Genomic DNA, 18,016 nt, shown 5'->3' with positions numbered 1-18,016 from the left:
CGATCCATAATGGTTGGGCGTGTCGCGCAGCAGCATGTCGGTTCTCCGTTCCTTAGGGTCAGGACCCCTTAATTTGCGGTTCGAGGCGTCGAAATGGCGAAGATATCGGGTTCGGGCGGATGCAGCGGGTAGCATCGCTACCCGCAAGGCCGCGCGGGCCTGAGATCGAAGCCATTTCGGCGTCCCTGCGGGATTTGACCGATTTCGTCCATGGCTTCGTCGGCAAGTCTTGAAATATCGACATATTCCTACGCCTTGCCTCCTCGCCCTGAACGAAATCGCTTCAAACCTCGAACCGCAAATTAATGGGTCCTGACCCTAAGGAACGGAGAACCGACATGCTGCTGCGCGACACGCCCAACCATTATGGATCGGTGACACGGCTGCTGCATTGGACGATGGCGCTGCTGCTGTTCTGGCAGCTCGGCGGCATGATCATGAAGAGCGTGCTCGGCCGCGTCCCGCTGATGAAATTCTGGGTCGGCACGCACGCATCGATCGGCGCCCTCATCCTCGCGCTCGTCGTCGTCCGCGCGCTTTGGGCGCTTCGCAACCGGCGGCGGCGCCCCACCTATTCATCGAATGCGATCGGCCAGGCGGCGCGCATCGGCCATATCCTCCTCTATCTGCTGATGATCGTCGTGCCCGCGCTCGCGCTGTTCCGCATGGCCGGAAGCGGCAAGGGGGTGACGCTGTTCGGCATCGAGTTCGCAGCACCGACGGGACAGGAGATCGCGTGGATGACCGCCCCCGCCAATGCGGTGCACGGCTTGCTGGCCTGGACGCTGCTTGCGCTGATCGCAGGGCACGTCGCGATGGTTCTGGTGCATCGCTTCGGGTGGCGGGACGACACGCTCTCCCGCATGATCGGCCGCCGCGTGGACGCCGCAGCGCCGCTGCAATCGAGTATGGACTAGCTCGCGGGGTCGTACATGAATTCGCGAAGCTCCTGCGCGCATCGACAGGCCGCCGCGATCTTGCTCGCCCACTCGACCGCATCCTCGCGGGACGGCAGTTCCAGCACCGTGAAGCCGCCCGTGAGCCCGCTGCCGGGATAGATTTCGGCCGACACCGATCCGTCGGCGGAGACCAGTACGGGCGCAACCTGCTCCGCTATCCCTCCGCCGAACACATAGACGCCGGCGGCCCTGGCTTCCTCGATCACCGCGTGCGCGTCGGCGGACACGATCGGGAACTCTGCGTCGGTGAGGACCAGGGCGTCGCTCGGAAAGGAGATGAGATATTTGGTCATCGCTTGAAGATGCATCGTGGGGGCCGCGACGGCAAGGGGCCCGGGGAGCGCGCGGACGGGAAACGAATGATCGGTGTAGACGCCGCCGCTTTTTTTCATCATCCTGTCTCCCGTCGCAACCTTTCGCCACGCGCCGACGAAGAGGAGAGCGGAAGAGAGTCCGGACGAGGCGCGCGCCCACCGTTCGAGTTGGAGAAGCCAGATGAAAATCCGGAACAAGATCGCGACGTCGTTCGGCCTCGGCCTGTTGCTGGCCGTCCTCCCCGTACAGGGCATCGCGGCCCTCCAGCAGGGCGCGAAGGCGCCCGACTTCACGCTGAACGCCGCGCAGGGCGGCAAATCCTTCAGCCTGACGCTGAAACAGACGCTGCGGAACGGGCCGGTCGTGCTCTATTTCTTCCCCGCCGCATTCACCCCCGGCTGCACGATGGAAGCCCATCTGTTCGCGGAAGCGAACAGCCAGTTCAATCAGTTAGGTGCCCGCATCATCGGCGTGACCGCAGGCAACATCGATCGCGTGGCGGAATTCTCCAAGTCGGAATGCCGCGACAAATTCGCCGTCGCGGCCGATCCGGGCGCCAAGGTCGCGGTCAAATACGACACCGCCATGCCGGGCCCCAACCAGACGCTCATCTCCAACCGGACGTCGTTCGTCATCGCACCCGACGGAACCATCCTGCTGAGCTACACCGACCGCAACCCGCAGGCGCATATAGAAAAGACGCTGGCTGCGGTCCGCGCATGGAACGCCAAGCGCGGCTGACCGCCGATCTTAAGCCGTGAGAACCGCGGTTTCTCAAGCGATATGGAGGGAGGCCGACAGCTTCGCCAGATCGGTTTTACGAATGTCGTATGAAAGATCGAGGACCTCGCGAACGCGTGCCGCGCCGATCAAGGGTGTCGCCAATACGGAAAATTTCCGGTCCAGCCTGTCATCGAGATCATTCGGTCCGATGTCCGCTTCGGACACGTCCCAAACCGCCTCGAGCATCGTATCATCGCCGATCCTGATGGTCGCCCTCGCGCCGAATATGCTGTCGAGATCGCCCACCACGCCGATTTTGCCGCGCAGGCGTCCGAGCGCCTCGTCGCCGGCGAGCATGTCGTTGAAAACGCCGATATCCGCCGTGTCATAACCGCCGAGCGTCAACGCGACGACCTGCCGCAGGCTGAATTTGGATTCGAGGCCGGTCGCCGGATTTTCGATATTGCAGACCTTGAGATGGCCGGCCGGAACCCGAAGTACGACGCTCTCCAAAGCGTCCGGGATCAGCCCCCGTTCGATCACCAACTGCCGGACCGCCTCGATGCTCGAATGCGTCAGGTAGCAGGAGGCGTGATATTTGAAGAGCAGGTGGTCGAGGCTCTCCCCGAATCGCGGCGCCCGCCAGTCGGCCGGAACCGGCTGGTGCGCCTGAGTGGCGAGAAAGCCCTGATCGGTTTCCAGACTTTCGCGATTTGCGGTCATTCCGCGCGCGGCAAGCCGGGCGGCAATGACGCCGGCCGACGCCGCACGGCCTGCGTGAAAGGGCTTGGCCATGGTCCCGAACATCGATTTCAGCCCCGCCGCCTGCGTCGCCGCCAGCCCGATCGCGTTTTCGGTTTCTTCCGGCGCGAGGCCCATCAGCACGGCGGATGCCGCCATCGCCCCGAACGCGCCGATCGTCGCCGTCGAATGGAAGCCATGGTCGTAATGGCCCGGCATGGCGAGCGTCCCGACGAAGCGCGCGGCGTCATAACCGGCGATGATCGCGCGGGCGAGTTCCTCGCCCCCCGCGTCCACCGTCTCCGCCACCGCCAGCGCGGCCGGGACCACGACTGTCGCCGGATGCCCGATGAACTGCTGAACATCGTCATAATCGAGAGCGTGACCGGTGGTGCCGTTGACCAGCGCCGCATCGGCGGCCGACGCCCGGCCGCCGCCCAGCACCGACGCCGCGCCTTCGGCGGATGCAAACTCGGCGCGGAGGATTTTCGCGACCGGCTCGGTCGTCCCCGCCAGCGCGACGCCCAGCCAATCGACAAGGATGCGGCGGGCGGCGGCATATTGCTCGTCCGTGGGACGCGCGTTCCCCGACGCCGTAATCGACCGAGCGAGCAAGGCAGTGAACGGTTGCGCGCCTGCCATCCGGCTTTCCGCGCTCATATGCGGATCGTTACGCATTTGAGCTGGGTATAATGGGTCAGCGCCTCGATCCCCTTCTCTCGCCCATAGCCGCTGTTCTTGTATCCGCCGAAGGGCGTCTCGATCCCACCAGCCATATATTCGTTGACGAAGACCTGGCCCGCCTCCAGCGCCGCGGCCATGCGGAGCGCGCGGCCGATGTCGCGGGTCCAGACGCCCGCGCCGAGCCCGAAATCGCTGTCGTTGGCGATCGCGACCGCCTGATCCTCGTCCTCGAACGTCAGCACGGTCAGGATGGGGGCGAATGCCTCCTCGCGCGCGATCCGCATATCAGGCGTCACGCCCGCATAGACTGCCGGTGCCGGGAAGAGCCCCTTGCCCGCCGCCGGTTCCGGCGGCTCGCGCGTCAGCCGCACCGCGCCCTCGGCCTTCGCCAGATCGTGGAACCGGCGCACGCGCTCGAACTGCGCGGCCGTGGTCGTCGCGCCGAAGACCGCGCCGTCCTGATCGCCATATCTGAGCGCATCGACCGCGGGGACGAGCCGGTCGAGAAAGGCATCATATATCGACGACTGGAGCAGCAGCCGCGTTCCCGCGACGCAGACCTGTCCCGCATTCATCGTGAAGGCGCGCACCGCGCCCGCCACCGCCGCGTCGAGGTCGGCGTCCGCGAAGACGATGTTCGGCGACTTGCCGCCCAGTTCCAGCGTCAGCGGGATGATCCGTTCCGCGGCGACGCGGCCGATCTCGCGGCCCGCCCGCACGCTGCCCGTGAACATGACCTTGCGAATGCGCTCGTGCGCGACCAGCGGTTCGCCCACCTCGCGCCCCGTGCCCAGCACGACGTTGACGACACCGGGCGGCAGGCCGCATTCCTCGACCGCAAGGCGCGCGACCTCGACCAGCGTCGACGGCGTTTCCTCCGACGGCTTGGCCACCACCGTATTGCCGACCGCCAGCGCCGGCGCGATCGCGCGCGCCGCCTGATTCAGCGGCGCGTTCCACGGCAGGATCGTCGCGACGACGCCAAAAGGCTCGCGGCGCGTGTAGCTGTGATAGGGCGCACCGATATTGATGACTTCGCCGTAGAAGATGTTCGCAAGGCCGCCGTAATATTCGAAATACTGGGCGGACATCTCGATCTCGCCGATCGCCTGCGCCATGACCTTGCCGGTTTCGCGCGCCTCCATCTCCGCCAGTCGCGCGGCATGGGCGCGGATCGCGCGGCCGATGTCGACGAGGATACGGCCGCGCTCCATCGGCCGCATGTCGCGCCACGCCGGAAAGGCGGCGCGCGCCGACTGGACCGCCCGGTCGACGATCTCCGCGCCGCCGAGCGCGACACGTCCGATCACTTCGCCCGTCGCCGGCGCCAGATTGTCGAGATAGCGCGCGCCCGGTTCGACGACCTCGCGACCGTCAATGAAATGGTGGCAATCCATCGTGCGATCCTTTCCCTTCGCATGACCCTATCGCTTTCGGCGGCGGCGCAAAACGGCCCGCGCGCTTCATCGCATATGCAATGGATCGTCCGGACGCATTCGGGCACGGACCTTTCTCCGCTATCCTCGCGCGACCGGGTCCGGACGGGCCCTATTCGATCGGGTGAGGGATGAACCAATGCAAAGCTGGACAATCGGCAAGGTCAGGATCAGTCAGGTCATCGAACAGATCGTGCCCGAAGGCATACCGGGCCTGATGCCCGATGCGACGCCGGAGGCGCTGCTGGCGATCCCGTGGCTCTACCCCGAATTCATCACCGAAAAGGGCGAGCCGAGCCTCAGCCTGCACGCCTTCATCCTCGACACACCCACGAAGCGGATCATGGTCGATACCTGCATCGGCAACGACAAGGACCTGAAGATCGCGCCGATCTGGGATCAAATGCAGACCGATTTCCTGGAGAAGATGAAGGCCGCGGGGTTCCCGCCGGAATCGATCGACGTCGTCGTCTGCACCCACCTGCACCTCGACCATGTCGGCTGGAACACGATCCGGGTCGACGGGCGCTGGGTGCCGACTTTCCCCAACGCGCGCTATCTGTTCGGGCGGGTCGAATATGATTTCATGCAGGCGACCCACCACAGTCCCGACGTCGACGAAGCCTGGCGCGAATGCAACGCCTCGGTCGAGCGGGAGTCGGTCCAGCCGGTGATCGATGCCGGGCTCGTCGATCTGGTCGAGGTCGATCACCGGATCACCGACGAAGTGTTTCTGACGCCGACCATCGGCCATACGCCGGGCCACGTCTCGATCGTCGTCCGCTCCGAAGACGAAAGCGCGATCATCACCGGCGACTGCGTTCATCATCCCTGCCAGCTCGCGCATCCCGACTGGGGCACCAACGTCGATGCCGACCCCGAAATGAGCAAAAGGACGCGCTGGAAGCTGTTCACCGACGCGACCGAGGACGGCTGCCTCGTCCTCGGCACGCATTGGACGGGCGCGGGCGGCGGCACGGTCGTGCGCGACGGCGATGCGTTCCGGCTGGAGTTCGAGCCGACCGTCCGGCTGCCCTGACGCCGTATCGCTTCGGCGCCCCGCACGGCCGCCGCCTTCGGTTCCACCGATGGCGGCGGCCTTTTTTCTGGCCCCGGACGAGGCAAAAAACGGGCGCAGCCACGCATGCGGCTGCGCCCGATCAGGCTGAGAGAAGGCGACAGGCGTCAGAAGTTGAAGCGCACCATCGCCCCCCAGGTGCGCGGATCGGCAGGCGCGAAGAAATCGAGCCCGAAGAAGGTCCGGAGGTCGAGACCGTAGAGATAATAATGCTTCTGGAACAGGTTCTTGACATAGAGACCGGCGGTGATCCGATCGTTGCTCCACAGCAGTTGGGCATCGACCTTCGCATAGCCGTCCTGGTGCAGACGCTCGTTGCCGATCGGGTCGCCAGGGAAGGATTCGCGGTCGTTGAACGGCGAGAACCACTGATGTCCGGTATAGGAGACACGCGGCAGGAATTTGAGGTCGCCGTCGCCGATCCGCGCCATCGTCCAGTCGATGCCGGCCTGGGCGGTCACGTGCGGCGCGAACGGCAGCTCATTACCCGCCAGATCGACGCCGACCGTCCCGCTCGCGACATCGCGGCCGAGCACGAGCTGATCGTATTTGCTGTGCAGTAATCCCAGCGACGCGTTGAACGACAGCGCGGGCGACACGCGGCCGTTGAGCTCCAGTTCCCCGCCATAGACGGTCGCCGAACCGGCATTGCGGAGGAAGCCCGTGAAGTTGATGACCTCGTTGGTCTGCTGGTTCTTGTAATCATAATAGAAAGCCGCGAGCGAATAGCTGATCGCGCCGTCGAACAGCCGTCCCTTGCTGCCCACTTCATAGGCGTTGACCGTCTCCGGCTTGATATAGTCGAGCTGTGCGACGCTGGCGTAGGCGCCGCCGTTGAACGTCCCTCCGCGATAGCCGCGATTGTAGCTGGCATAGAGGATCGCCCCGCTGTCGAACTCGTAATTGAGCGCGAGGCGGCCGGTCAGCGCGCCGTCCTTGCCATATTGGGTCGGCACCGGCTGACCGTAATTTGCCGGGTCGGTGACGGTATAGACGATCGGCTCATAGTCATAGTCGCCGAAATAGGAGAGCGCATTGCGCAGCTTCGACTTGTCCCATGTATAGCGCAGCCCCGCCGTCAGCGTGAGCTGGTCGGTCAGCTTGTAGTCGGCCTGCGCGAAGATCGCAGTCGAACGGCGATCCTGGGTATAGCGCTGGTTGATCGAGAAGCCGCCCGTCGCACCCGTCACATCGGGCGGCGCACCGAGGTCGCGCAGGAAGAAATAGAGGCCGAGATTGTTGTTGGTCCGCGTCGTATCGGTCCCGTAATAGGCACCAAGCACCAGATCGAGGCGATCGGTCGACAGGTTCGCCCGCAATTCCTGATTGAACTGGTGGGTCTTCGACGACGGCGTATAATCGAGCAGGCTGAGCGGCTGCGCGTCGGCATCATTGTCGACGAGGAAATAGCCGCCATCGTAGCTGGTCAGCGAGTGAAGCGTGAGACTGTCGCTCGCCTCGTAGGAAATCTTGCCGAGGAAGCCATAGCTGTTGGTCCGGCGCTTGCCGGCATAGCCATATTCGACCTCGTAGAAACCCAGCCCGTCGCGCGTATAGCCGGTGATCGGATTGGCTCCCGACGGCGTCGCGCCGACCGAATGGAGCGCGCCCTGGGTCAGCTTGTCCTTTGATCCATAGGCCTTCAGCAACACGTCGAGTTCGGGCACCGGCTTCCAGCGGAGCTGGACGCGGCCCGAATAGCTCGTTCCGCCGTTCGGACTGGGTTTGCCGGGAATCAGATTCCTGAATGTCGGGTCGTTGCGATCGTAGTTGGCGGCGATGCGGATGCCGAGCTGGTCTTCGACCAGCGTCGTTTCCAGCGCGGCCTGTCCATGGAGGGTGTCATAATTGCCATAGCTCGCCTCGACATAGCCGCTGCTGCCCGACAGGTCCGGCTTGCGCGTGATCATGTTGATCGCGCCGCCCGTGGTGTTGCGGCCGAACAGCGTCCCCTGGGGACCGCGAAGCACCTCGATGCGTTCGAGATCGTAGAGCTGGGCGCCCTGGCTGGTACGTGACGCGATATAGGCATCGTCGATATAGACGCCGATCGGCGATGCCTGATTGGCGGAATATTCGTTGCCGACGCCGATACCGCGCAGCGAGAAATTGGGCTGCGTCTTGCCGTAGGCGCTGTTGATCTGGAGGTTCGGAACGACCGTCGCAAGCTGGCTGCTGTCGCTGACCCCCGCGTTGGCGAGCGCGGCGCCCGTTACCGCGGTAATCGCGATCGGGACCGAGAGCATCGATTGCTCGCGGCGCTGCGCGGTGACGACGATGTCGTCACTCGAGGTCGCACGAGCGACTTCGCTCTCGTCCGAAGACGTCTGGGCATGGGCAGGTGCCGCCATGATGAGCCCCAGTGCGGCCGATTGAAGCATTATGCTTTTGGTAAGCATCGCAAAACTCCCTCCCAAATCTCATGCTTCGCGCATGGAATATCTTGTGAATGATGGAACTTCATTTTCAGAAATTCAGAGAAACGGAGCCTGAAAAGGCGAAACAACTCCTCCTCCCGCAGCGCAGGATTATTTGGAAAACAGGATGAAGAGGTTGAAAATCAGTAGGAGTCGGCAGCCCTTTTCCAACCTTCTCCACTACGAAAGCACAATCGCCTCCGATGTGCGAGTATTCGGTGCCATCCGACGCGAACTCATCACAGACGTGATGAGATGGCGCTCTCAATCGACCGATTCATCGCGTCGGCGTGCTATCGCGGCCGCTGTAGCCTGCACACGTCGCGCATCGTCGAGGTGAAGCCGTTCGACCATCTGCCCGTCGATCTGCACCACCCCCTTCCCCGCATGGTCGGGCGCATCGAAAGCGGTGATGATGCGCTCCGCCCATCGCACCTCGTCGGGGGTCGGCGAATAGACGGCATTGCACGGATCGACCTGTCGCGGATGGATGATGGTCTTGCCGTCGAAGCCCAATACCAGACCCTGCCGACACTCCGCCTCGAAGCGGTCGATATCCTGAAAATCGTTGCAGACTCCGTCGAGTACGATCAGCCCATGCGCGCGCGCCGCGATGACGGCGGAGGTCAGGATCGGCAGGAAAGCGAGCCGGTCAGGCGTGAGCGCCGCGCGCATTTCCTTCGCAAGATCGTTGGTGCCCAGAACCATTGCCGCAAGGCGCGAGCCCTCCGCGGCGGCCGCGATGGCAGGCAATGCAACAACGGCCGCGCAAGTCTCGATCATCGCCCACAGCGACAGTCCCGCCGGCGCATCGCGGAGCAGTTCCCCACAGCGCGCGATGTCGGCGGCGCTGCCAACCTTGGGCACCAACACGCCGTCCGCGCCCGAGCGCGCAGCCGCGACCAGATCGTCGCGCCACCAGGGCGTGTCGAGTCCGTTGGCGCGGATGATCAGCTCGCGGTCCCCGAAACCGCCCTCCTGCGCCGCCGCCACGGCGGCGTTACGCGCTTCTTCCTTTCGCTCCGGCGCGACCGCGTCTTCCAGATCGAGGATGACGATATCGACCGGCAGTGTCCGCGCCTTGGCAACGGCCCTGGCATTGATCGCGGGCAGGTAGAGCGCGGTGCGGCGCGGCTTGAAAGGCAATCGCATGAAAGCGTCTCCGAACGGAAGTCAGCCGGCGTCGGCCAGAATCAGGTCAGCGGCGCGTTCGGCGATCATGATCGTCGGGGCGTTGGTGTTGCCGCTGACGACATAGGGCATGATCGACGCATCGATGACGCGCACGCCCGGTATGCCATGGACGCGAAGCCGGGGATCGACGACCGCGTCGGGGCCGGTCCCCATCTTGCAGGTACCGACAGGATGCATCACGCTTTGCGCATATTCGCGGACGTAGGACAGGATTTCGTCGTCGCTCTGGAGCTGTTCGCCCGGCCCGCATTCGCGCACGACCGCATCGCCGAACGCGCCGGTAGAGGCGATGCGGCGCATCCATCGGATGCCCCGCAGCAGGGTGGCGCGATCATATTCCTCGGTCAGATAGTTGAAGCGCAGCACCGGCGCCTGCCGCGGATCCTGCGGATTGAGAGTCAGCGTTCCGCGCGATTCGGGACGAAGCAGGATCGCCACCGCCTGTACCCCCGGATAGCTGTGCATCTTGAGTTGGCCTCTCGCGTTGAAATCGAAGCTCCAGGCGCGGAAGCTGATCTGGATGTCGGGCGCCGCCGCTTCGGGATCGGTGCGGATGAATGCCGCCGCCTGCGACGTTCCGAGCGACAGCGGTCCCGACCTCGTCAGCAGGTAGCGCACGCCGTTGAGATATTTGCGCACCCCCGACAGGGTCTTGTTGAGCGACATGCCCTCGCGCGTCTCGTAGTTGACCGGGGCGCTGATATGGTCCTGAAGATTGCGGCCGACGCCCGGCAGATCGTGGACGACCGCGATGCCGTTTTCGGCGAGATGCGCCGCCGGGCCGATCCCCGACAGCATCAGAAGCTGGGGCGAATTGATCGATCCGCCGCTCAGCAACGTCTCGCGCGCATAGGCGCGGTGCTCCTGACCACCCCGGACATAGCAAACGCCCCGCACCCGCCCGTCCTCGATGATCAGGCGGCTGACCGGCGCACGATCGAGCAGTTCGAGGTTGGGACGGCGCCGCGCCGGCCGGAGGAAGGAGTGGGCCGTCGAATTGCGCCGCCCCTCGCTGATCGTGAACTGATAGAGCTGGGCGCCCTCCTGCTGCGCGCCGTTGAAATCCTCCGTCGGCGGCAGCCCGGCCGCGCGGCCGGAATCGACGAAGGCGTCGACCACCGGGATGTCATAGGAAGCACGCGCGACGCGCATCGGCCCCGTCGATCCGTGATACTGGTCGACGAAATCGAGATTGGTTTCGGCGCGCCGGAAATAGGGCAGAACGTCGGCGGCCGACCATCCCGCATTGCCCTCCGCCGCCCACCGGTCGTAATCGAACCGATTGCCGCGGATATAGACCATGCCGTTGATCGCGCTCGATCCCCCCATCAGCATGCCGCGCGGGTGATAGACGCGCCGGCCGTCCAGCGTCGGCTCCTCTTCCGAATGATACATCCAGTTGAGCCTGGGATCGGTGTAGAGGAACGGAACTCCCGCCGGGGTGCGGACCCAGAAGCTTTCCTTGTCCGGCCCCGCCTCCAGCAACAGCACCCGGTGCTTTCCGCTCTCGCTCAGCCGATTGGCGAGCACGCAGCCGGCCGAGCCGGCGCCGACGATGATATAGTCATAGTGCTGCATGATCCGTCCGCCGGACCTGTCCGGCGCCTCCCGTCATTTCGTTCGCCGGCCATGATCATCGCCGCGGGGTCCCGCGCAAGCCGGGCACCCATCTCATTACATCTGCGATGGAATGGCGCCCCGCCGCCCGCCGCTCAGCGTCCCAGCAGATGGTCGGAAATGATCCGCAGCTGGATTTCCGACGTGCCCTCGAAAATCTTGGTCAGCCGCGCGTCGCGCCAATAGCGCTCGACGGCATAATGGGTGGTATAGCCGGCGCCGCCCAATATCTGCAGCGCGTCGCTGGTGACGCGCTCTGCCATTTCGGAGGCGAGATATTTGACCATCGACGCCTCGGCATCGCAGCGCCGCCCCGTGTCGATCTGATCGCAGACATGATACATGAGCTGGCGGCATGCCTCGATCTCGGTCGCCATCCGCGCCAGCTTGAACCTTATGTCCTGAAATTCGGCGATGGGTCGGCCGAACTGCTGTCGCTCCTTGGCGTAAGCGAGCGCATCCTCCAGCGCGCCGCGCGCGAGACCGATCGAGCGCGCCGCGGTGTGCGCCCGCGCGCGTTCGAGGCCGTGCGCGATCATGTAGAAGGCCTTGCCTTCCTCGCCCAGCAATGCCGAAGCGGGAACGCGCACGCCGTCGAACGCCAGTTCCCATGTCTTCCAGCCGAAATAACCGATCTTCGGGATCGGCGACCCCTGCACGCCCGCGGGCAATTCGCCGCGCGGCTTTTCGAGAACGAAGGCCGACAGCCCCGCATGGCGGCGCTTCGGGTCGGGATCGGTTCCGGTGCGCGCGATGACGGTGACGAAGTCGGCTCCATCGGCGAAGGTGCACCAATATTTGTTGCCGGTGATGATATAATCGTCGCCGTCGCGGACCGCGCGCGTGCTGATGTTGGCGACATCGCTGCCGGCGTTCGGTTCCGACATGGCGAAGGCACCGAGATATTCGCCGCGCGCGACGCGTGGCAGCACGTCGGCGCGCCATTCCTCGCTCATGCTTTCCATGCCGATCATGCTGTTGCCGCGCGCGATCAGGCTGCCGACGCTCATCCACGCGCGCGCCAGTTCCTCGGCGACAAGGCAATATTCGAACGCGCCCAATCCCAGGCCGCCGTATTTTTCCGGCACGACGATGCCGAAATAGCCAAGCTCGCCCATCTTGCGGATCAGATCGTCGGGGATGATCCCCTGGACGGGATCGAGCCGGTTCGCGATCGGCAGCACTTCGTTCATCGCGAAATCGCGCGCGCTTTCCTGAATCATCAGGCGTTCTTCGGTCATCCACCCCATTGCCAAGCTCCCGATCTCATGTCGTGCGGCGCTGCACCGGCGCCCTCGCTTCCCGTCTATGCGGATCGGCGTCCGGGCGCCACGCGACCACCCGCTTCATCGCATGTGTAATGGAAGGGTGCACGCAGCAGGTGCGAACTCGACAGCGAGGACAAAGCGCGCAAGACAAGGGGCATCGGACAGGACGGGCGCGAACCGCCGTCGCAGGGAGAGTGTAGCCATGCCTTCGACCGAGATATTGGACGCCTTGAACGCGGACCCGTCGGTCCAGCGAAGATTGCGATTCGCAAACTGCGTCTTGCGCATCGAGACCGGCGACCGGCGTTGGCTGCTGGCGCTGCGCGACGGAAAGGTCGCATCGGCGGCGGCCGACGAGACTGCCGACGTCACGATCCGGATCGCGCCGGAGGCCTGGGCCGCGTTCCAGCAACCGGTGCCGCCGCCGGGATGCCACGACATCTATGCGATGGCGGAAACGGGCCGCGCCGACGTGACGGGCGACTTCCTGACGCTGTTTCGCTATTCCTATGTCCTCAAGGACATTCTCCAGCAACTCGCAACCGGAAGGATGTTCGGATGACCACCGTCGCACCCTGTTTCGAACCGGCCGTCGGCCGCTACATCACCATCGACGTCGAGGGGCGCCGCAACCGCGTCTATGTCGAGCAGGCCGGCGAAGGCATTCCCCTGCTCTGCCTGCACACCGCCGGTGCCGACAGTCGCCAGTATCGCGCGCTGATGAACGACGAACGGCTGCTGTCCCAATATCGGGTGATCGCCTTCGACCTGCCCTATCACGGCAAGTCGTCGCCGCCCGAAGGGTGGGAGCGCGACGATTATCTGCTGACCAGCGACCGCTATGTCGCGACGGTGATGAAGGTGATCGAGGCGCTCGGCATCGACCGCCCCATCGTCATGGGCTGCTCGATCGGCGGCCGCGCCGTCCTGCACCTCGCGCTGCGCCACGGTCCGAAGTTCCGGGCGGCGATCGGTCTGCAATCGGGGCTTCATGCCGAAAGCGTCTTCAACGCCCAATATAGCGACGAAGCGATCATGAACCGCCCCGAAGCGCACGGCGGCGAGATGTGCTCGATGCTGATCTCCGGCCTGATCGGGCCGGAAGCGCCGCACAAGGACCGGTGGGAGACAATCTGGCATTATATGCAGGGCGGCCCCGGCGTCTTTGCCGGAGATCTCTATTATTATTTCGACGACGGCGACCTTCGCAACGGGCTGGTCGCCAATATCGACACCGCCGTCTGTCCGCTCTACCTGCTCAGCGGCGAATATGATTATTCGGCGCCGCCCGAAGCGGCGGAAGAGGTGGCGCGGCACGTCGAGGGCGCAAAGTACAGCCTGATGCCGGGCCTCGGCCATTTCCCGATGAGCGAAGACCCCGAGCGCTTCCTCGGCTATCTTCGCCCCGTGCTCGATGAAATCCGTGCCCGGGAAAGCAGTGTCGCGGCTTGAGATCGGGGCAGAATCGTCTTCGAACATGAGGCCGGGGAGGTCGGCACAGGCGACGCCCGGCGGCGATACGATCTAAGGGCCAAGGATCGTATCGCGCGAACTCGGCTCCTGCTGCGGCAGCGTGATGATTTTCAGCCGTTCGCTGGCATGGCGCAGTGCATCGACGATCATGTCATGCTTCGCCTCGATCCGCTCGACGGGAATGCCGACGCCCAGCGCCATCGGCATGAAGCCGCGCGGTGCGGGCACGGTCACGGCGATCGCCCCGAATTCCGGCGTGACGTCGCCGCGGGTCTGTGTGAAACCCTGCCGCCGGATCTGCTCGATGATCGCCATGAATTCGCTGACGCCGATCCGCAGCCGATCCTCGGTCGCCTCGGCGTTGCAGCGGTGCACCCAGCGCTGGATTTCGCCGTCGCTTTTCAGCGACAGCAGCATTCGTCCGACCGACGAGGCCGTGAGCAGTTTGTGCTGCCCCGCTTCCACACGCATCCCGCGCGGCTTCTTGAGCAGGATGGTCGCGATATATTGGGCATAGGGTCCGTTCTGGAGACCCAGAAAGACGGTTTCCTGCACTTCGCGCTGAAGGTCCGACAGGATCGCGGTCAGCGATCCCGCCTGGTCGAACTCGCGGTTGATCCAGCTACCGAGCAGCGCGACGCGGATCGTCGGCGCATAGGTGCGCCGGTGCGCGTCATAGGTGATGTAGCCCAGGTCGCGCAGATTGGCGAGCAGCATGCTGGTGCTCGCCTGCGGGATCGCGAGTTCGGCCGAAATGCGCCCCACGGTCAGCGGCTGCTGTCGGCGCGAAAACAGCTCGAACAGCGCGAGCGTCCGTTCCGCCGACTTCACCGACCGTGACATGTTCCTATCCTACATCCCTATGAGCTCGGCCTTGCGCAGCGTATTGCGCGTCAGGCGCAGCACCGCAACGTCGATCATCACGCCATCGACCTGCACCGCGCCCAACCCCGCGCTTTCGGCCTCGCGATAGGCCTGCTCGATCCGGCGCGCCCGATCGACTTCCTCCCGCGAGGGGCTGAACACGTCGAGAGCGGGCTGGATCTGCGACGGGTGGATTGCCCATTTGCCGACCATGCCGAGCGCCTTGGCGCGTTCCGCTTCCTGGCGATAGGCCGCGTCGTCCTTGAAATTGGCGAACGGCCCGTCGACCGCATCGATACCCGCGGCACGCGCGGCCATGGTGATGCGAAAACGGGCATAGTGGAAGATGTCGCCCGGATAACCGTCGGTCGATCCGATATTCTTCGTCTCGATTCCCTGCGATCCCGAATAATCGCCCATGCCGAAGATCAGCGCCTCCATCCGATCCGAACAGCGGGCGATCTCCTCGACATTCTGAAGCGCCTCGACTTCTTCGATCAGAACCTCGATGCCGATCCGCCTGTCCAGCGACAGCTTCTGTTCGAGCTGGCCGAGCATGCGATCGAGGAAGATCACGTCCGCGGCGCAATAGGGCTTGGTCAGCATGATCGTATCGACATTGGCGCCGGCGCCCTCGACGATCTCGATGATGTCGCCGTGGCACCATTGGGTGGTCACGTCGTTGATGCGGACGCAGCGGGTCTTGCCGCCCCAATCGAGCGTGTTCAGCGCGTGGACGATCTTCTGCCGCGCCTCGACCTTGGCGGATGGCGCAACGGCGTCCTCCAGGTCGCAAAAGACGTGGTCCGCAGCCGAGGCGGCCGCTTTCGCCAGCATCTTTTCGCTGCTTCCCGGGACGGAGAGCTGGGAACGGCGGGCACGCGCGGGCCGCTGGGTCATTCGGAATTCCTTTCGTTGGTATCAAAGCCGGCGGCCTCTCGGCGAGCGATCAGCCCTTCGATCTCGTCTTCGGTCAGGCCCGCCTCGATCAGGCGGACGCGGGTATGTTCGCCAAGGAAAGGCGCGCGCCGGCGCACCCCACCGGGCGTTGCGGTCATCTTGACGGGCACGCCCGCCACGGTGGCGTCGGGCTGCCCCGGCTCGTCCACCGTCACGATCATTTCGCGCGCGGCGAAATGCGGATCTTCGGCGATCTCGGCGATGTTCATTACCGGGCCAAAGGGCATGCGCCCGCCGAGCCGGACGACCAGTTCCGCCTTGGTGAAGCGCCGCGTGATGTCGCTGAGGATCGCAATCAGGCGCAACCGATTGGCCGACCGTGCATCCTGCCGCGCGAAATCGGGATCGGTCGCGAGTTGCGGCGCGTCGATCGCATCGCACAGCGAGGCGAAGAAACTGTCGATATGGGCCGCCAGCGTGACGAACCCGTCCGACGCGGGATACATGCCGAAGGGGCAGAGGAAGGGATGATGATTGCCCTCCGGCCCCGAAAGGACACCGTCGAACGATCGCTGCCACACGCTGCGCTCGCACACCGCGAGCACGGCGTCGGTCATCGCGACGTCGACGATCTGCCCCTCGCCGGTCCGCCGTGCATGGTGGATTGCCGCCAGCACGCCGAAGCCCAGCATCATGCCTGGTATGATGTCGCCCACCCCCGGCCCGACTTTCGTCGGCGTCGCGGCATCGGGCCCGGTGATCGCCATGATGCCGCCCATCGCCTGCGCGACGACGTCGAACGCCGGCCAATCCTGATAGGGGGAAGCCCCGGTACGCGGGTCGCCGAAACCGCGCAGGCATCCATAGACGAGCCGCGGGTTGATCGCGCGCAGCACGTCCCAGCCCAGACCCAGCCGGTCCATGACACCCGGGCGGAAGTTCTCGACCACGGCGTCGGCGTCGCGGACCAGCGCCTTCAGCGCCCGCACGCCGCCCTGAGTCTTGAGATCGAGGACGACGCTGTCCTTGTTGCGCCCGATGCTTTGGAAATATCCCGAAAGCTTCCTTTCGCCTGCGGCTTGCGCCCTTCCGGCCGCGGCGCGGCTCATGTCGCCTTCGGGGCTCTCGACCTTGATGACCTCTGCACCCTGATCGGCGAGCATCATCGTGCCATAGGGCCCGGCCAGCATCTGCGTCAGGTCGATGATCCGGATGTCGGACAGCGCTCCGAAACGCGGCGCGCTCACCGGTCGCCCCAATGGCTCTTGCGCTTCAGCAGCACCGTGCGCTCGACCTCGGCGACCAACTCGTCATGCTGGTTGTAGCCATAATGCTTGAAAACGACGATGCCCGCATCGTCACGATCGGCGTCGCGCTTCTCCAGCACCTCCGAACAGGCATAGAGCGTATCGCCGTGCGTGACCGACTTCGTCAGCCGGATATTGTCGAGCCGCAGTTCCGCCAGCGCATTCTCGCAGCAATCCTGCGACGCAAGTCCCAACACCATCGAGAAATTGACCCCGCCATAGGACAATATCTTCCGGAACGGCGAATTCGCCATATGATGCTCGTTGAAATGCCCCTGCGCCGTGTTCATCACCATGTTGGTGATAAGGACGTTTTCGAGCGGGGTGATCGTCTTGCCGCGCTGGTGCCGGATCGCGTCGCCGACCGAAAAATCCTCGAAATAGTTGGCTGTGCCCGTCAGGCTCGACAGCTTGTCCATCACTCCGCTCCTTCGGGAAAGCGCCGCGCGACCAGGTTCGAGCGCCGGAAGGACACGATCCGTTCGCCCGCGTCGTCGAGGCCTTCCGTCTTCCAGGTCACGATACCGTTCGCCGGATTGCTGGCGGACAGGCGCGCCTCGATCGTCTCGCTACGCGCACGCAGCGTAATGCCGGGATAGACCGGGCGATGATAGTCGAGGTCGAACACGCCCAGGAACGGCCCGCCGATCTCGCTGCAATCCTCGACCGTCAGGCCGAGCACGACGTTGAACACCAACTGCGGGTTGACCACGATGTCGGGATGTCCATGAGCGACCGCATAGCTGCGATTGAAGTAAAGCGGATTGAAGGACAGGGTCAGGGTAGAGAAGAGCATGGTATCGCTCTCCAATATCGTCCGCCCCCAATGATGATCGAATCTTTGCCCCTCGTGGAAATCCTCGAACAGCCGCCCCTTTGCCCAAAGCTCCGCTCGCGCTCGCACGTCGTTCGACACGACTTCCTTCTCCTGCTGCCGCCGCACGCTTTGCGATGCGATGTTCGCGGGAAGGCGGCAAGGTGGCAAAGCGCGTTGCGGCCTTGTCATTACAGATGCGATGAGATCGCTGCATTGCGGCGCA

Annotated in this window: 17 protein-coding genes; 5 read left to right on the top strand and 12 right to left on the bottom strand. The window is 64.5% G+C overall.

The window, feature by feature from the left end:
• Positions 1 to 338: 338 nt before the first annotated feature.
• Positions 339 to 917 carry a cytochrome b gene (locus tag ABS88_RS11880; protein WP_076075871.1) on the top strand — a complete coding sequence of 193 codons (579 nt, stop codon included), beginning with the start codon at positions 339 to 341 and terminating at the stop codon, positions 915 to 917.
• Here ABS88_RS11880 and ABS88_RS11875 read toward each other — a convergent pair.
• On the bottom strand, positions 914 to 1,252 hold the full coding sequence (locus tag ABS88_RS11875) for a YciI family protein (protein WP_076077944.1): 339 nt from the start codon (positions 1,250 to 1,252) through the stop codon (positions 914 to 916). The two genes, ABS88_RS11880 and ABS88_RS11875, sit on opposite strands and share 4 nt — an antisense overlap.
• Positions 1,253 to 1,454: 202 nt before the next feature.
• On the opposite strand from ABS88_RS11875, the gene ABS88_RS11870 reads away from it, so the two are divergent.
• Positions 1,455 to 2,015 (top strand): peroxiredoxin, encoded by a 561-nt coding sequence (locus ABS88_RS11870; protein WP_076075873.1) that lies wholly within the window; start codon positions 1,455 to 1,457, stop codon positions 2,013 to 2,015.
• Between the two features lie 33 nt (positions 2,016 to 2,048).
• On the opposite strand, the gene ABS88_RS11865 is transcribed toward ABS88_RS11870, so the two are convergent.
• Both ABS88_RS11865 and ABS88_RS11860 read right to left on the bottom strand, forming a co-directional pair.
• The gene (locus tag ABS88_RS11865) at positions 2,049 to 3,380 is read right to left on the bottom strand and encodes an MmgE/PrpD family protein (RefSeq protein ID WP_234002663.1); all 1,332 of its coding nucleotides are present in this window, start codon (positions 3,378 to 3,380) and stop codon (positions 2,049 to 2,051) included.
• A 14-nt stretch (positions 3,381 to 3,394) separates the two neighbouring features.
• Entirely contained in the window at positions 3,395 to 4,819 is a 1,425-nt protein-coding gene (locus ABS88_RS11860; RefSeq protein WP_104959504.1) for an aldehyde dehydrogenase family protein, read from the bottom strand.
• Positions 4,820 to 4,997: 178 nt separating this feature from the next.
• Here ABS88_RS11860 and ABS88_RS11855 point away from each other — a divergent pair, with 178 nt between their 5' ends.
• Complete coding sequence (locus ABS88_RS11855) at positions 4,998 to 5,897, top strand: MBL fold metallo-hydrolase (RefSeq protein WP_104959503.1); 900 nt, start codon at positions 4,998 to 5,000, stop codon at positions 5,895 to 5,897.
• Between the two features lie 146 nt (positions 5,898 to 6,043).
• Here the strand turns inward: ABS88_RS11855 and ABS88_RS11850 are convergent, their stop codons facing one another.
• The 4 genes from ABS88_RS11850 to ABS88_RS11835 all read right to left on the bottom strand — a co-directional run bounded on the left by ABS88_RS11850 (position 6,044) and on the right by ABS88_RS11835 (position 12,405).
• Positions 6,044 to 8,335, bottom strand: coding sequence for a TonB-dependent receptor (locus tag ABS88_RS11850; protein WP_286749867.1), 2,292 nt, complete (start codon positions 8,333 to 8,335; stop codon positions 6,044 to 6,046).
• A gap of 282 nt (positions 8,336 to 8,617) precedes the next feature.
• Positions 8,618 to 9,505, bottom strand: a complete 888-nt coding sequence (locus tag ABS88_RS11845; protein ID WP_104959499.1) for an HpcH/HpaI aldolase/citrate lyase family protein — start codon at positions 9,503 to 9,505, stop codon at positions 8,618 to 8,620.
• Positions 9,506 to 9,526: 21 nt separating this feature from the next.
• The gene (locus ABS88_RS11840; RefSeq protein ID WP_067105797.1) at positions 9,527 to 11,125 is read right to left on the bottom strand and encodes a GMC family oxidoreductase; all 1,599 of its coding nucleotides are present in this window, start codon (positions 11,123 to 11,125) and stop codon (positions 9,527 to 9,529) included.
• Positions 11,126 to 11,259: 134 nt separating this feature from the next.
• Complete coding sequence (locus ABS88_RS11835) at positions 11,260 to 12,405, bottom strand: acyl-CoA dehydrogenase family protein (protein ID WP_234002612.1); 1,146 nt, start codon at positions 12,403 to 12,405, stop codon at positions 11,260 to 11,262.
• A 229-nt stretch (positions 12,406 to 12,634) separates the two neighbouring features.
• Here ABS88_RS11835 and ABS88_RS11830 point away from each other — a divergent pair, with 229 nt between their 5' ends.
• Both ABS88_RS11830 and ABS88_RS11825 read left to right on the top strand, forming a co-directional pair.
• Positions 12,635 to 12,994: an SCP2 sterol-binding domain-containing protein gene (locus ABS88_RS11830; protein ID WP_286749866.1), complete on the top strand. Its 360-nt coding sequence runs from the start codon at positions 12,635 to 12,637 to the stop codon at positions 12,992 to 12,994.
• Positions 12,991 to 13,884 carry an alpha/beta fold hydrolase gene (locus tag ABS88_RS11825; protein WP_104959498.1) on the top strand — a complete coding sequence of 298 codons (894 nt, stop codon included), beginning with the start codon at positions 12,991 to 12,993 and terminating at the stop codon, positions 13,882 to 13,884. Before ABS88_RS11830 ends, ABS88_RS11825 begins: the two co-directional genes overlap by 4 nt.
• Positions 13,885 to 13,956: 72 nt before the next feature.
• Here ABS88_RS11825 and ABS88_RS11820 read toward each other — a convergent pair whose 3' ends face one another.
• Genes ABS88_RS11820 through ABS88_RS11800 form a run of 5 tightly spaced genes read right to left on the bottom strand, consistent with a single transcriptional unit; the run spans position 13,957 to position 17,892 of the window.
• A complete protein-coding gene (locus ABS88_RS11820) occupies positions 13,957 to 14,748 on the bottom strand; it encodes an IclR family transcriptional regulator (RefSeq protein ID WP_104959497.1) in 792 nt (263 codons plus the stop codon).
• A 9-nt stretch (positions 14,749 to 14,757) separates the two neighbouring features.
• Entirely contained in the window at positions 14,758 to 15,669 is a 912-nt protein-coding gene (locus ABS88_RS11815) for an HpcH/HpaI aldolase/citrate lyase family protein (RefSeq protein WP_067105807.1), read from the bottom strand.
• A complete protein-coding gene (locus ABS88_RS11810; RefSeq protein ID WP_286749865.1) occupies positions 15,666 to 16,916 on the bottom strand; it encodes a CaiB/BaiF CoA transferase family protein in 1,251 nt (416 codons plus the stop codon). The genes ABS88_RS11815 and ABS88_RS11810 overlap by 4 nt, the downstream gene beginning before the upstream one ends.
• Positions 16,913 to 17,395, bottom strand: a complete 483-nt coding sequence (locus ABS88_RS11805) for a MaoC family dehydratase (protein ID WP_104959496.1) — start codon at positions 17,393 to 17,395, stop codon at positions 16,913 to 16,915. Before ABS88_RS11805 ends, ABS88_RS11810 begins: the two co-directional genes overlap by 4 nt.
• On the bottom strand, positions 17,395 to 17,892 hold the full coding sequence (locus tag ABS88_RS11800) for a MaoC family dehydratase (RefSeq protein WP_199775099.1): 498 nt from the start codon (positions 17,890 to 17,892) through the stop codon (positions 17,395 to 17,397). Before ABS88_RS11800 ends, ABS88_RS11805 begins: the two co-directional genes overlap by 1 nt.
• Between the last annotated feature and the right edge of the window lie 124 nt (positions 17,893 to 18,016).

Source organism: Sphingopyxis sp. SCN 67-31 (genome assembly GCF_001725095.1).
Note: the sequence above shows the minus strand (reverse complement) of the source record. Positions and strands in the feature narration are given on the sequence as shown.

Coding starts and splice junctions, on each gene's coding strand:
- ABS88_RS11830 (WP_286749866.1), top strand. CDS start 12,635: ATGCCTTCGACCGAGATATTGGACGCCTTGAACGCGGACCCGTCGGTC.
- ABS88_RS11855 (WP_104959503.1), top strand. CDS start 4,998: ATGCAAAGCTGGACAATCGGCAAGGTCAGGATCAGTCAGGTCATCGAA.
- ABS88_RS11870 (WP_076075873.1), top strand. CDS start 1,455: ATGAAAATCCGGAACAAGATCGCGACGTCGTTCGGCCTCGGCCTGTTG.
- ABS88_RS11805 (WP_104959496.1), bottom strand. CDS start 17,395: ATGGACAAGCTGTCGAGCCTGACGGGCACAGCCAACTATTTCGAGGAT.
- ABS88_RS11815 (WP_067105807.1), bottom strand. CDS start 15,669: ATGACCCAGCGGCCCGCGCGTGCCCGCCGTTCCCAGCTCTCCGTCCCG.
- ABS88_RS11825 (WP_104959498.1), top strand. CDS start 12,991: ATGACCACCGTCGCACCCTGTTTCGAACCGGCCGTCGGCCGCTACATC.
- ABS88_RS11840 (WP_067105797.1), bottom strand. CDS start 11,125: ATGCAGCACTATGACTATATCATCGTCGGCGCCGGCTCGGCCGGCTGC.
- ABS88_RS11860 (WP_104959504.1), bottom strand. CDS start 4,819: ATGGATTGCCACCATTTCATTGACGGTCGCGAGGTCGTCGAACCGGGC.
- ABS88_RS11850 (WP_286749867.1), bottom strand. CDS start 8,335: ATGCTTACCAAAAGCATAATGCTTCAATCGGCCGCACTGGGGCTCATC.
- ABS88_RS11875 (WP_076077944.1), bottom strand. CDS start 1,252: ATGACCAAATATCTCATCTCCTTTCCGAGCGACGCCCTGGTCCTCACC.
- ABS88_RS11820 (WP_104959497.1), bottom strand. CDS start 14,748: ATGTCACGGTCGGTGAAGTCGGCGGAACGGACGCTCGCGCTGTTCGAG.
- ABS88_RS11880 (WP_076075871.1), top strand. CDS start 339: ATGCTGCTGCGCGACACGCCCAACCATTATGGATCGGTGACACGGCTG.
- ABS88_RS11845 (WP_104959499.1), bottom strand. CDS start 9,505: ATGCGATTGCCTTTCAAGCCGCGCCGCACCGCGCTCTACCTGCCCGCG.
- ABS88_RS11835 (WP_234002612.1), bottom strand. CDS start 12,405: ATGACCGAAGAACGCCTGATGATTCAGGAAAGCGCGCGCGATTTCGCG.
- ABS88_RS11865 (WP_234002663.1), bottom strand. CDS start 3,380: ATGGCAGGCGCGCAACCGTTCACTGCCTTGCTCGCTCGGTCGATTACG.